The sequence below is a fragment of the Pseudomonas sp. GM41(2012) genome, from assembly GCF_000282315.2.
Taxonomy (GTDB): domain Bacteria; phylum Pseudomonadota; class Gammaproteobacteria; order Pseudomonadales; family Pseudomonadaceae; genus Aquipseudomonas.
Genome location: NZ_AKJN02000007.1, coordinates 796,171 through 809,646 on the forward strand (window position 1 = coordinate 796,171; position 13,476 = coordinate 809,646).

Sequence of the window (13,476 nt, forward strand, 5' to 3'; positions counted from 1 at the left end):
CGTAGTGTTACGCTCTTGTAGCTCAGTTGGTAGAGCACACCCTTGGTAAGGGTGAGGTCAGCGGTTCAAATCCGCTCAAGAGCTCCATATAACAAGGCAGATATGAAAATATCTGCCTTTGTTTTAATGGCTTGTTTGACCTGCTCAATTCTTCTCCTAGGGGTGATTTTGATGGCTAAGGAAAAGTTCGAACGTAATAAGCCGCACGTCAACGTTGGTACCATTGGTCACGTCGATCACGGTAAAACCACTCTGACTGCTGCTTTGACCCGCGTCTGCTCCGAAGTTTTCGGTTCGGCAAAGGTTGACTTCGACAAGATCGATAGCGCCCCTGAAGAAAAAGCTCGTGGTATCACCATCAACACCGCTCACGTTGAGTACGATTCGGCTGTGCGTCACTACGCACACGTTGACTGTCCAGGTCACGCTGACTACGTAAAAAACATGATTACCGGTGCTGCTCAGATGGATGGCGCGATTCTGGTTTGCTCGGCCGCTGATGGTCCGATGCCGCAAACCCGTGAGCACATCCTTCTGTCCCGCCAGGTTGGCGTTCCGTACATTGTTGTCTTCCTGAACAAGGCTGACATGGTTGATGACGCGGAGCTGCTGGAGTTGGTTGAGATGGAAGTGCGCGACCTGCTGAGCACTTACGATTTCCCAGGTGATGACACTCCGATCATCATTGGTTCGGCGCTGATGGCGCTGAATGGTCAAGACGACAACGAGATGGGTACTACTGCCGTCAAGAAGTTGGTCGAGACTCTGGATAGCTACATTCCGCAGCCTGAGCGTGCTATTGATAAGCCGTTCCTGATGCCGATCGAGGATGTTTTCTCGATCTCCGGTCGCGGTACTGTTGTGACTGGTCGTGTTGAGCGTGGCATTGTTCGCATTCAGGAAGAGGTTGAGATTGTTGGTCTTCGTGACACTGTCAAAACTACTTGCACTGGTGTTGAGATGTTCCGCAAGCTGCTCGACGAAGGTCGTGCTGGCGAGAACTGCGGCGTGTTGCTGCGTGGTACCAAGCGTGATGATGTTGAGCGTGGCCAGGTTCTGGTCAAGCCGGGCACTGTCAAGCCGCATACCAAGTTCACTGCTGAGGTTTACGTTCTGAGCAAGGAAGAAGGCGGTCGTCATACTCCGTTCTTCAAGGGTTACCGTCCACAGTTCTACTTCCGTACCACGGACGTGACCGGTAACTGCGAATTGCCAGAAGGCGTTGAAATGGTGATGCCGGGTGACAACGTTCAGATGACTGTCACCCTGATCAAAACCATCGCAATGGAAGATGGTCTGCGTTTTGCCATTCGTGAGGGCGGTCGTACCGTCGGCGCTGGTGTCGTTGCTAAGGTTATCGAGTAAATTGTTGTAATGTCTTTTTCGGGCCGGCATAATGGTCGGCCTGATTTTGTTTTAGGTCAGTAGCTCAATTGGCAGAGCGACGGTCTCCAAAACCGTAGGTTGGGGGTTCGATTCCCTCCTGACCTGCCAGATTCACTTGGTGTGTCTGGCTTTCTTTTCACAGGATCTTCATAGATGACTCCTAAAGCTGAAGCTCAAGGCTCTCGCTTCGATCTGCTCAAGTGGCTAGTAGTAGTTGCTTTGGTGGTTGTTGGCGTTGTTGGCAATCAGTATTACTCTGCTTCGCCGATCCTGTACCGCGTACTTGCTTTGCTCGCCATTGCTGCTGTAGCTGCCTTTGTAGGCCTGCAAACAGTCAAGGGCAAGTCTTTCTTTGTACTGGTTAAGGAAGCTCGCACCGAGATTCGTAAAGTCGTATGGCCAACTCGCCAAGAAACCACGCAGACCACGTTGATCGTTGTGGCTGTTGTTCTGGTTATGGCGTTGCTGTTGTGGGGGCTTGATTCCCTGCTCGGCTGGCTTGTTTCCTTGATTGTCGGCTAAGGGTGTCCCGTGGCTAAGCGTTGGTACGTTGTGCATGCTTACTCCGGTTACGAGAAGCATGTCATGCGCTCGTTGGTAGAGCGCGTAAAGCTGGCTGGCATGGAAGATGGCTTTGGTGAAATTCTGGTTCCCACTGAAGAAGTGGTTGAAATGCGTAATGGCCAGAAACGCAAAAGCGAGCGCAAGTTCTTCCCAGGTTATGTGCTGGTTCAGATGGACATGAATGAGGGTACTTGGCACTTGGTCAAGGATACACCTCGGGTGATGGGTTTTATTGGCGGTACTGCTGATAAGCCTGCACCTATCACAGATAAAGAGGCAGAAGCGATTCTGCGTCGTGTTGCTGATGGTAGCGATAAGCCGAAGCCGAAGACGTTGTTCGAGCCAGGTGAGTCGGTACGTGTCAATGACGGTCCGTTTGCCGACTTTACTGGCACGGTCGAAGAAGTTAACTACGAGAAGAGCCGGATCCAAGTGGCAGTGCTCATTTTCGGTCGCTCTACTCCGGTAGAGCTAGAGTTCAGCCAGGTCGAAAAAGTCTAGCTGAGCAAGCATCCCAACCCCGCAGCCCTAGGCTGTGGGGTTTTGTCGTCACTGGGATAAACGCGCAAGTAACCGGGGAGCCTTTCGAGGCGTTCGAACCCGTAATTGGAGTGCCTCATGGCCAAGAAGATTACCGCTTACATCAAGCTGCAAGTGAAGGCCGCTCAGGCTAACCCAAGCCCACCTGTTGGTCCTGCTCTGGGTCAGCACGGCGTGAACATCATGGAATTCTGCAAGGCTTTCAACGCCCGTACTCAGGGTATTGAGCCAGGTCTGCCGACTCCAGTGATCATCACTGTCTACAGCGACCGTAGCTTCACTTTCGAAACCAAATCCACACCTGCTTCGGTTCTGCTGAAGAAAGCTGCTGGTCTGACTAGCGGTTCCGCTCGTCCGAACACCGTTAAGGTTGGCACCGTTACCCGTGCTCAGCTGGAAGAAATCGCGAAAACCAAAAACGCGGATCTGACTGCAGCTGATATGGACGCGGCCGTGCGTACTATCGCCGGTTCTGCTCGTAGCATGGGCCTTAACGTGGAGGGTGTGTAATGGCTAAGTTGACCAAGCGTCAAAAGGCTATCGCCGGCAAAATCGAAGCAGGCAAGTCCTACAACTTTGTAGACGCTGCTGCTCTGCTGGCTGAGCTGTCGACCGTCAAGTTCAGCGAGTCGTTTGACGTTGCTGTAAACTTGGGTGTTGACCCGCGTAAATCCGACCAGGTCGTTCGTAGCGCTACTGTGCTGCCGCACGGCACTGGCAAGACCGTTCGCGTTGCTGTGTTCACCCAGGGTCCAGCTGCTGAGGCCGCTTTGGCTGCCGGCGCTGACCGTGTAGGTATGGACGATCTGGCTGCCGAAATGAAAGGCGGCGACCTGAACTATGACGTAGTTATCGCATCCCCGGATGCAATGCGCGTTGTTGGTCAGTTGGGTCAGATCCTGGGCCCACGTGGCCTGATGCCTAACCCTAAGGTCGGCACCGTAACGCCAGACGTAGCTACCGCGGTTAAAAACGCCAAGGCTGGTCAGGTTCGTTATCGCACCGACAAAAACGGCATCATCCACACCTCCGTTGGCAAAGTCGGTTTCGACGCCGTCAAGCTGAAGGAAAACGTTGAAGCCCTGATCGCTGATCTGAAGCGTATCAAGCCAGCTTCCTCGAAAGGTATTTACGTCAAGCGCGTTACCCTGAGCACCACCATGGGTCCAGGCCTGGTCATCGACCAAGGTTCGCTCGACGCGTAAGACACAGATTGGCGCAAGCGATTGCGCCAATTGAAAGATTGGGGTCCCTGCCTGGCGGGGGCTATCCAAGACCGTAGGCGACGCAAGTCTTAAACCTCAAGCCTACGCAGATGGTGCTCCCGGTTCCTTACCGAATCAGACACCAAAACGACATCTGGCCTCGGTTGGATGAAACGGTAACAAGCAGGAGTTTTTCCCGTGGCAATTAAACTTGAAGACAAGAAGGCCATCGTCGCTGAAGTCAACAAGGCTGCCCAAGTTGCTCTGTCCGCTGTCGTGGCTGATGCCCGTGGCGTAACAGTAGGCGCTATGACCGGACTCCGTAAAGAGGCTCGTGAAGCTGGCGTTTACGTACGTGTTGTACGTAACACTCTGCTCAAGCGCGCCGTTGCTGGCACTCAATATGACGTGCTCAACGACGTGTTCACCGGCCCGACCTTGATTGCATTCTCCAAAGATCATCCGGGCGCTGCTGCTCGTATCTTCAAAGAGTTCGCAAAAGGTCAGGATAAGTTCGAGATCAAGGCAGCTGCGTTCGAGGGCAAGTTCCTCGCAGCTAATCAGATCGACGTACTGGCAAGCCTGCCGACCCGTGACGAAGCAATTTCTCAGCTGATGAGCGTGATTCAAGGCGCAACCAGCAAATTGGCTCGTACTCTGGCGGCTCTTCGCGACCAGAAAGAAGCTGCCGCAGCCTAAGGCTGAGCGACTCCTTTCAGCGTTTATTGTTTATTTCGATGGCCGCGTAGGCTGTCACCCCAATACAGGAATTTATAGTCATGTCTCTGACTAACGACCAAATCATCGAAGCAATCGGCGAAAAATCCGTTCTGGAAATCGTTGAGCTGATCAAGGCCATGGAAGAGAAGTTCGGCGTTTCCGCTGCCGCTGCTTCCGCTGGTCCAGCTGCTGTCGCTGCCGTTGTTGAAGAACAAACTGAATTCAACGTCATGCTGCTGGAAGCTGGCGAGAAGAAAGTTAACGTGATCAAGGCAGTACGTGAACTGACCGGTCTGGGCCTGAAAGAAGCCAAGGCTGTAGTTGACGGCGCTCCTGGCGTTGTTCTGGAAGCTGTTTCGAAAGACGCAGCTGACAAAGCAAAAGCCACTCTGGAAGAAGCAGGCGCTAAAGTCGAGCTGAAGTAAGCATCGACTTTGCGTCTCCAGCCCGAGCGTTAAGCGAAAGGCTGATGGCTGGTGGCTCTTGCCACCGGCCTTTTTCCGTTATTGGCAGCCGACTGGGTCGGTGCTGATAACGAGTTGTAACCACCCGATGCGGTGGCGCAAACCATGGGGTTTGCACGATTTTCTGGCTGCTCCCGTCGGGAGGGGCCAAACAAGCAGGTGACCAAGCTGGGGAACGCTGATGGCTTACTCATATACTGAGAAAAAACGTATCCGCAAGGACTTTAGCAAGTTGCCGGACGTCATGGATGTGCCGTACCTCCTGGCCATCCAGCTGGATTCGTATCGTGAATTCTTGCAAGCGGGAGCGACTAAAGATCAGTTCCGCGACGTGGGCCTGCATGCGGCCTTCAAATCCGTTTTCCCGATCATCAGCTACTCCGGCAATGCTGCGCTGGAGTACGTCGGTTATCGCCTGGGCGAACCGGCATTTGATGTCAAAGAATGCGTATTGCGCGGTGTAACTTACGCCGTACCTTTGCGGGTAAAAGTGCGCCTGATCATTTTCGACAAAGAATCGTCGAACAAAGCGATCAAGGACATCAAAGAGCAAGAAGTCTACATGGGTGAAATCCCCCTGATGACTGAGAACGGTACCTTTGTAATCAACGGTACCGAGCGTGTAATCGTTTCCCAGCTGCACCGTTCCCCGGGCGTGTTCTTCGACCACGACCGTGGCAAGACGCACAGCTCCGGCAAACTGTTGTACTCGGCGCGTATCATTCCTTACCGCGGTTCGTGGTTGGACTTCGAGTTCGACCCGAAAGACTGCGTATTCGTGCGTATCGACCGTCGTCGCAAGCTGCCTGCATCGGTACTGCTGCGCGCGCTCGGCTATACCACTGAAGAAGTGCTCGACGCGTTCTACACCACCAACGTCTTCCACGTGCAAGGTGAAAACCTCAGCCTGGAACTGGTGCCTCACCGCCTGCGCGGTGAAATTGCTGTCCTGGATATCCTGGATGACAAAGGCAAGGTTATTGTCGAGCAAGGTCGTCGTATCACTGCTCGCCACATCAACCAGCTGGAAAAAGCCGGGATCAAAGAGCTGCAAGTGCCTCTGGACTACGTCCTGGGTCGCACTACCGCCAAGGTCATCGTGCATCCGGCAACCGGCGAAATCCTGGCAGAGTGCAACACTGAGCTGAACACCGAGATCCTGGCAAAAATCGCCAAGTCTCAGGTTGTTCGCATCGAAACTCTGTACACCAACGATATCGACTGCGGTCCGTTCGTCTCCGACACGCTGAAGATCGACTCCACCAGCAACCAATTGGAAGCGCTGGTCGAGATCTATCGCATGATGCGTCCAGGCGAGCCGCCAACCAAAGACGCTGCCGAAACTCTGTTCAACAACCTGTTCTTCAGTCCTGAGCGCTATGACCTGTCTGCGGTCGGCCGGATGAAGTTCAACCGTCGTATCGGTCGTACCGAGATCGAAGGTTCGGGCGTGTTGTGCAAAGAAGACATCGTTGCGGTGCTGAAGACTCTGGTCGACATCCGTAACGGTAAAGGCATCGTCGATGACATCGACCACCTGGGTAACCGTCGTGTTCGCTGCGTAGGCGAAATGGCCGAGAACCAGTTCCGCGTTGGCCTGGTACGTGTTGAGCGTGCGGTCAAAGAGCGTCTGTCGATGGCTGAAAGCGAAGGCCTGATGCCGCAAGACCTGATCAACGCCAAGCCAGTGGCTGCGGCGGTGAAAGAGTTCTTCGGTTCCAGCCAGCTTTCCCAGTTCATGGACCAGAACAACCCGCTGTCCGAGATCACCCACAAGCGTCGTGTTTCTGCACTCGGCCCTGGCGGTTTGACTCGTGAACGTGCTGGCTTTGAAGTTCGTGACGTACACCCGACTCACTACGGTCGTGTATGCCCGATTGAAACGCCGGAAGGTCCGAACATCGGTCTGATCAACTCCCTGGCCGCTTATGCGCGCACCAACCAGTACGGCTTCCTCGAAAGCCCGTACCGTGTGGTGAAAGACGCTCTGGTCACCGACGAGATCGTGTTCCTGTCCGCCATCGAAGAAGCTGATCACGTGATCGCTCAGGCTTCGGCCACGATGAACGACAAGAAAATGCTGATCGACGAGCTGGTAGCTGTTCGTCACTTGAACGAGTTCACCGTCAAGGCGCCGGAAGACGTCACCTTGATGGACGTTTCTCCGAAGCAGGTAGTTTCGGTTGCAGCGTCGCTGATCCCGTTCCTGGAGCACGATGACGCCAACCGTGCGTTGATGGGTTCGAACATGCAGCGTCAAGCTGTACCAACCCTGCGTGCTGACAAGCCGCTGGTCGGTACTGGCATGGAGCGTAACGTAGCTCGTGACTCCGGCGTTTGCGTCGTGGCTCGTCGTGGCGGCGTTATCGATTCCGTCGACGCCAGCCGTATCGTGGTTCGTGTTGCTGATGATGAAGTTGAAACCGGTGAAGCTGGTGTCGACATCTACAACCTGACCAAATACACCCGTTCCAACCAGAACACCTGCATCAACCAGCGTCCGCTGGTGCGTAAAGGTGATCGGGTTCAGCGTAGCGACATCATGGCTGACGGCCCGTCCACCGACATGGGTGAACTGGCGCTGGGTCAGAACATGCGCATCGCGTTCATGGCCTGGAACGGTTACAACTTCGAAGACTCCATCTGCCTGTCGGAACGAGTTGTTCAAGAAGACCGCTTTACCACGATCCACATTCAGGAACTGACCTGTGTGGCACGTGACACCAAGCTTGGGCCAGAGGAAATCACTGCAGACATCCCGAACGTGGGTGAAGCTGCACTGAACAAGCTGGACGAAGCCGGTATCGTTTACGTAGGTGCTGAAGTTGGCGCAGGCGACATCCTGGTTGGTAAGGTCACTCCGAAAGGCGAGACCCAACTGACTCCGGAAGAAAAACTGCTGCGTGCCATCTTCGGTGAAAAAGCCAGCGACGTTAAAGACACCTCCCTGCGTGTGCCTACCGGCACCAAGGGTACCGTCATCGACGTACAGGTCTTCACCCGCGACGGCGTTGAGCGTGATGCTCGTGCACTGTCGATCGAGAAGACTCAGCTCGACGAGATCCGCAAGGACCTGAACGAAGAGTTCCGTATCGTTGAAGGCGCAACTTTCGAACGTCTGCGTTCCGCTCTGGTCGGCCACAAAGCCGAAGGCGGCGCCGGTCTGAAGAAAGGTCAGGACATCACCGACGAAGTTCTCGACGGTCTTGAGCATGGTCAGTGGTTCAAACTGCGCATGGCTGAAGATGCTCTGAACGAGCAGCTCGAGAAGGCTCAGGCCTATATCGTTGATCGCCGCCGTCTGCTGGACGACAAGTTCGAAGACAAGAAGCGCAAACTGCAGCAGGGCGATGACCTGGCTCCAGGCGTGCTGAAAATCGTCAAGGTTTACCTGGCAATCCGTCGCCGCATTCAGCCGGGCGACAAGATGGCCGGTCGTCACGGTAACAAAGGTGTGGTCTCCGTGATCATGCCGGTTGAAGACATGCCGCACGATGCCAATGGCACCCCGGTCGACGTCGTCCTCAACCCGTTGGGCGTACCTTCGCGTATGAACGTTGGTCAGATCCTTGAAACCCACCTGGGCCTCGCGGCTAAAGGTCTGGGCGAGAAGATCAACCGGATGATCGAAGAGCAGCGCAAAGTCGCTGAGCTTCGTAAATTCCTCGACGAGATCTACAACCAGATCGGCGGTCGTAACGAAGATCTGGATAGCTTCTCCGACCAGGAAATCCTGGATCTGGCGAAGAACCTGCGTGGCGGCGTTCCAATGGCCACTCCAGTGTTCGACGGCGCCAAGGAAAGCGAAATCAAGGCCATGCTGAAACTGGCAGACCTGCCAGAAAGCGGCCAGATGCAGCTGACCGACGGCCGTACCGGCAACAAGTTCGAGCGCCCGGTTACTGTTGGCTACATGTACATGCTGAAGCTGAACCACTTGGTAGACGACAAGATGCACGCTCGTTCTACCGGTTCGTACAGCCTGGTTACTCAGCAGCCGCTGGGTGGTAAGGCGCAGTTCGGTGGTCAGCGTTTCGGGGAGATGGAGGTCTGGGCACTGGAAGCATACGGTGCTGCTTACACTCTGCAAGAAATGCTCACAGTGAAGTCGGACGATGTGAACGGCCGTACCAAGATGTACAAAAACATCGTGGATGGCGATCACCGTATGGAGCCGGGCATGCCCGAGTCCTTCAACGTGTTGATCAAGGAAATTCGTTCCCTCGGCATCGATATCGATCTGGAAACCGAATAACACGTGACGCGAATCGAGAGCGGGGCAGGATTGCCCGCTCTCTGCTCCGCCAGGAGGAAAGGCCTTGAAAGACCTACTGAATTTGCTGAAAAACCAGGGTCAAGTCGAAGAGTTCGACGCCATCCGTATTGGATTGGCATCGCCTGAGATGATCCGTTCGTGGTCGTTCGGTGAAGTTAAAAAGCCGGAAACCATCAACTACCGTACGTTCAAACCTGAGCGCGACGGCCTGTTCTGCGCCAAGATCTTTGGCCCGGTAAAGGATTACGAGTGCCTGTGCGGTAAGTACAAGCGCTTGAAGCATCGCGGTGTGATCTGCGAGAAGTGCGGCGTTGAAGTCGCGCTGGCCAAAGTTCGTCGTGAGCGCATGGCGCACATCGAACTGGCTTCCCCAGTTGCCCACATCTGGTTCCTGAAGTCGCTGCCGTCGCGTATCGGCTTGCTGATGGACATGACCCTGCGTGATATCGAACGCGTTCTCTACTTCGAGAGCTATGTCGTTATCGATCCAGGCATGACCACCCTTGAAAAAGGGCAGCTGCTCAACGATGAGCAGTACTTCGAAGCGCTGGAAGAGTTCGGCGACGATTTCGATGCCCGCATGGGTGCCGAAGCTGTCCGTGAACTGCTGCACGCTATCGACCTGGAACACGAGATTGGCCGTCTGCGTGAAGAAATTCCGCAAACCAACTCCGAAACCAAAATCAAGAAGCTGTCCAAGCGTCTGAAGTTGATGGAAGCCTTCCAGGGTTCCGGCAACCTTCCAGAATGGATGGTGCTGACCGTTCTGCCGGTCCTGCCGCCAGATCTGCGTCCACTGGTCCCGCTGGATGGCGGTCGCTTCGCGACTTCCGACCTCAACGATCTGTATCGTCGAGTGATCAACCGTAACAACCGCTTGAAGCGCCTGCTTGATCTGTCCGCTCCGGACATCATCGTGCGCAACGAAAAGCGTATGTTGCAGGAAGCTGTCGACGCACTGCTCGATAACGGTCGTCGTGGCCGCGCTATCACTGGTTCCAACAAGCGTCCTCTGAAATCCCTGGCTGACATGATCAAGGGTAAACAAGGTCGTTTCCGTCAGAACTTGCTCGGTAAGCGTGTTGACTACTCCGGTCGTTCGGTAATTACCGTAGGTCCGACCCTGCGTCTGCACCAGTGCGGTCTGCCGAAGAAGATGGCTCTCGAGCTGTTCAAACCGTTCATTTTCGGCAAGCTGGAAATGCGTGGTCTCGCTACCACCATCAAAGCTGCCAAGAAGATGGTTGAGCGCGAGCTGCCAGAGGTTTGGGACGTTCTCGCTGAAGTGATCCGTGAACACCCGGTTCTCCTCAACCGTGCACCGACCCTTCACCGTCTGGGTATCCAGGCGTTTGAACCGGTACTGATCGAAGGTAAGGCTATCCAGCTGCACCCTCTGGTCTGTGCTGCGTACAACGCCGACTTCGACGGCGACCAAATGGCCGTGCACGTACCGCTGACACTGGAAGCCCAGTTGGAAGCGCGTGCGTTGATGATGTCGACCAACAACATTCTGTCGCCAGCCAACGGTGAGCCAATCATCGTTCCGTCGCAGGACGTTGTATTGGGTCTGTACTACATGACTCGTGAAGCGATCAACGCCAAGGGCGAAGGTCGTGTGTTCGCGGATCTGCAAGAAGTTGACCGTGTGTTCCGTGCCGGTGAAGCCGCACTGCACGCCAAGGTCAAAGTGCGGATCAACGAAACCGTCAACGATCGTGATGGTGGCAGCGTCAAGAACACCCGTATCGTCGACACCACTGTCGGCCGTGCGCTGTTGTTCCAGGTTGTTCCGCCTGGCCTGTCGTACGACGTCGTCAACCAGCCGATGAAGAAAAAGGCGATCTCCAAGCTGATCAACCAGTGCTACCGCGTGGTTGGTTTGAAAGAGACCGTGATCTTCGCTGACCAGTTGATGTACACCGGTTTTGCCTATTCGACCATTTCCGGCGTTTCCATCGGTGTTAACGACTTCGTTATCCCGGATGAAAAAGCCCGCATCATCAATGCTGCTACTGATGAAGTGAAAGAGATCGAAAGTCAGTACGCCTCCGGCCTGGTAACCCAGGGCGAGAAGTACAACAAAGTGATCGACCTTTGGTCCAAGGCGAACGACGAAGTTTCCAAGGCGATGATGGCCAACCTCTCGAAAGAGAAAGTCATCGACCGTCATGGCGTCGAAGTCGACCAGGAATCCTTCAACTCGATGTACATGATGGCCGACTCGGGCGCACGGGGTTCTGCTGCGCAGATCCGTCAGCTCGCCGGTATGCGTGGCCTGATGGCCAAGCCGGACGGTTCCATCATCGAAACGCCGATTACTGCGAACTTCCGTGAAGGTTTGAGCGTACTTCAGTACTTCATCTCCACTCACGGTGCTCGTAAAGGTTTGGCGGATACCGCGTTGAAAACTGCGAACTCCGGTTACCTGACTCGTCGTCTGGTAGACGTGGCGCAGGATCTGGTAGTAACCGAGATCGATTGCGGCACCGAACATGGCCTGGTAATGACTCCGCACATTGAAGGCGGTGACGTTGTTGAGCCGCTGGGTGAGCGCGTATTGGGTCGTGTTATTGCCCGTGACGTGTTCAAGCCAGGTACCGAAGAAATCATCGTTCCTGCCGGTACGCTGGTAGACGAGAAGTGGGTCGAGTTCATCGAGCTGAACAGCATCGACGAAGTGATCGTGCGTTCGCCGATCAGCTGCGAAACCCGCTACGGCATTTGCGCCAAGTGCTACGGCCGTGACTTGGCTCGTGGTCACCAGGTGAACATCGGTGAAGCGGTCGGCGTTATCGCTGCCCAGTCCATCGGTGAGCCGGGTACCCAGCTGACCATGCGTACGTTCCACATCGGTGGTGCGGCAAGCCGGACCTCCGCAGCTGACAGCGTTCAGGTGAAGAATGGCGGTACCGTCCGTCTGCACAACCTGAAGCACGTTGAGCGAGTGGATGGTTGCCTGGTTGCTGTGTCCCGTTCCGGTGAGCTGGCGATCGCTGATGACTTCGGTCGTGAGCGCGAGCGTTACAAGCTGCCGTACGGTGCTGTGATTTCGGTTAAAGAAGGTGACAAGGTCGACGCTGGCGCAATCGTGGCCAAGTGGGATCCGCACACTCACCCAATCGTTACCGAAATGAAAGGTACCGTGACCTACGTGGGCATGGAAGAAGGCATCACGATCAAGCGTCAGACTGACGAATTGACCGGTATGACCAACATTGAAGTACTCGACGCCAAAGACCGTCCAGCTGCCGGTAAAGATATCCGTCCTGCTGTGAAGATGGTTGATGACAACGGCAAGGATCTCTTGCTGCCGGGTACCGACGTAATTGCTCAGTACTTCCTGCCTGCTAACGCCCTGGTTGGTGTAGCGGATGGCGCGAAGATTGCGATCGGTGATGTTATCGCTCGTATCCCGCAAGAGACTTCGAAGACCCGTGACATCACCGGTGGTCTGCCGCGTGTTGCCGACTTGTTCGAAGCACGTCGTCCGAAAGAAGCCTCGATTCTGGCTGAAGTCAGCGGCACCATCGCGTTCGGTAAAGAGACCAAGGGCAAGCGCCGTCTGGTTATCACTCCGAACGATGGCACCGATCCGTACGAAGAGCTGATTCCGAAGTGGCGTCACCTGAACGTCTTCGAAGGCGAACAGGTAAACCGCGGCGAAGTTATCTCCGACGGCCCGAGCGATCCACACGACATCCTGCGTCTGCTGGGTGTGAGTGCGCTGGCCAAGTACATCGTAAACGAGATCCAGGACGTTTATCGTCTGCAAGGCGTGAAGATCAACGACAAGCACATCGAGACCATCCTGCGTCAGATGTTGCGTAAGGTTGAAATCGCTGAATCTGGCGACTCGACTTTCATCAAGGGCGACCAGATGGAGTTGACTCACGTTCTGGTAGAGAACGAGCGTTTGGCTGGCGACGAGAAATTCGTTTCCAAGTTCACTCGCGTGCTGCTGGGTATCACCAAGGCGTCGTTGTCCACCGAATCGTTCATCTCGGCGGCTTCCTTCCAGGAAACCACTCGCGTACTGACCGAAGCGGCGGTAACCGGCAAGCGCGATTACCTGCGCGGCCTGAAAGAAAACGTGGTCGTGGGTCGTCTGATCCCGGCTGGTACCGGTCTGGCTTATCACAGCGAGCGCAAGCGCCGCCGTGATGCTGACAAACCGTTGCGCGTAAGCGCCAGTGAAGTGGAAGCTGCACTGACCGAAGCGCTGAACTCGAGCGGTAACTGAGTTCTGCGGTAAATGAGCGTAAGGCCCTGGCCATTCCGTTCATCGAATCGAGACAATTTGTCGAGGTTGGATGAGCGG

General features: G+C 55.1%; 9 protein-coding genes and 2 tRNA genes. All 11 read left to right on the forward strand.

Going from position 1 to position 13,476, the window contains the following annotated elements; translation table 11 throughout:
- Positions 1-11: 11 nt before the first annotated feature.
- A tRNA-Thr gene (locus PMI27_RS0229580) sits at positions 12-87 on the forward strand.
- An 84-nt stretch (positions 88-171) separates the two neighbouring features.
- A complete protein-coding gene (tuf, locus tag PMI27_RS10940) occupies positions 172-1,365 on the forward strand; it encodes an elongation factor Tu (protein ID WP_007896619.1) in 1,194 nt (397 codons plus the stop codon).
- Positions 1,366-1,418: 53 nt separating this feature from the next.
- Positions 1,419-1,494: transfer RNA gene (locus tag PMI27_RS0229585), tRNA-Trp, on the forward strand.
- A 45-nt stretch (positions 1,495-1,539) separates the two neighbouring features.
- Positions 1,540-1,908, forward strand: a complete 369-nt coding sequence (gene secE, locus PMI27_RS10935) for a preprotein translocase subunit SecE (RefSeq protein ID WP_008145488.1) — start codon at positions 1,540-1,542, stop codon at positions 1,906-1,908.
- A 9-nt stretch (positions 1,909-1,917) separates the two neighbouring features.
- Positions 1,918-2,451: a transcription termination/antitermination protein NusG gene (nusG, locus tag PMI27_RS10930; RefSeq protein ID WP_007896622.1), complete on the forward strand. Its 534-nt coding sequence runs from the start codon at positions 1,918-1,920 to the stop codon at positions 2,449-2,451.
- 117 nt (positions 2,452-2,568) lie between these two features.
- Positions 2,569-3,000 carry a 50S ribosomal protein L11 gene (gene rplK / locus PMI27_RS10925; protein WP_003210097.1) on the forward strand — a complete coding sequence of 144 codons (432 nt, stop codon included), beginning with the start codon at positions 2,569-2,571 and terminating at the stop codon, positions 2,998-3,000.
- A complete protein-coding gene (gene rplA / locus PMI27_RS10920) occupies positions 3,000-3,695 on the forward strand; it encodes a 50S ribosomal protein L1 (protein WP_007896626.1) in 696 nt (231 codons plus the stop codon). Before rplK ends, rplA begins: the two co-directional genes overlap by 1 nt.
- Before the next feature lie 198 nt (positions 3,696-3,893).
- Complete coding sequence (gene rplJ / locus PMI27_RS10915) at positions 3,894-4,394, forward strand: 50S ribosomal protein L10 (protein WP_008145489.1); 501 nt, start codon at positions 3,894-3,896, stop codon at positions 4,392-4,394.
- A gap of 80 nt (positions 4,395-4,474) precedes the next feature.
- Positions 4,475-4,840, forward strand: coding sequence for a 50S ribosomal protein L7/L12 (rplL, locus tag PMI27_RS10910; protein WP_008145490.1), 366 nt, complete (start codon positions 4,475-4,477; stop codon positions 4,838-4,840).
- A 220-nt stretch (positions 4,841-5,060) separates the two neighbouring features.
- Entirely contained in the window at positions 5,061-9,134 is a 4,074-nt protein-coding gene (gene rpoB / locus PMI27_RS10905) for a DNA-directed RNA polymerase subunit beta (protein WP_008145491.1), read from the forward strand.
- Between the two features lie 64 nt (positions 9,135-9,198).
- Positions 9,199-13,398, forward strand: a complete 4,200-nt coding sequence (gene rpoC, locus PMI27_RS10900; protein WP_008145492.1) for a DNA-directed RNA polymerase subunit beta' — start codon at positions 9,199-9,201, stop codon at positions 13,396-13,398.
- Positions 13,399-13,476: the final 78 nt, after the last annotated feature.

Coding starts and splice junctions, on each gene's coding strand:
- tuf (WP_007896619.1), top strand. CDS start 172: ATGGCTAAGGAAAAGTTCGAACGTAATAAGCCGCACGTCAACGTTGGT.
- secE (WP_008145488.1), top strand. CDS start 1,540: ATGACTCCTAAAGCTGAAGCTCAAGGCTCTCGCTTCGATCTGCTCAAG.
- rplK (WP_003210097.1), top strand. CDS start 2,569: ATGGCCAAGAAGATTACCGCTTACATCAAGCTGCAAGTGAAGGCCGCT.
- rplA (WP_007896626.1), top strand. CDS start 3,000: ATGGCTAAGTTGACCAAGCGTCAAAAGGCTATCGCCGGCAAAATCGAA.
- rplL (WP_008145490.1), top strand. CDS start 4,475: ATGTCTCTGACTAACGACCAAATCATCGAAGCAATCGGCGAAAAATCC.
- rpoB (WP_008145491.1), top strand. CDS start 5,061: ATGGCTTACTCATATACTGAGAAAAAACGTATCCGCAAGGACTTTAGC.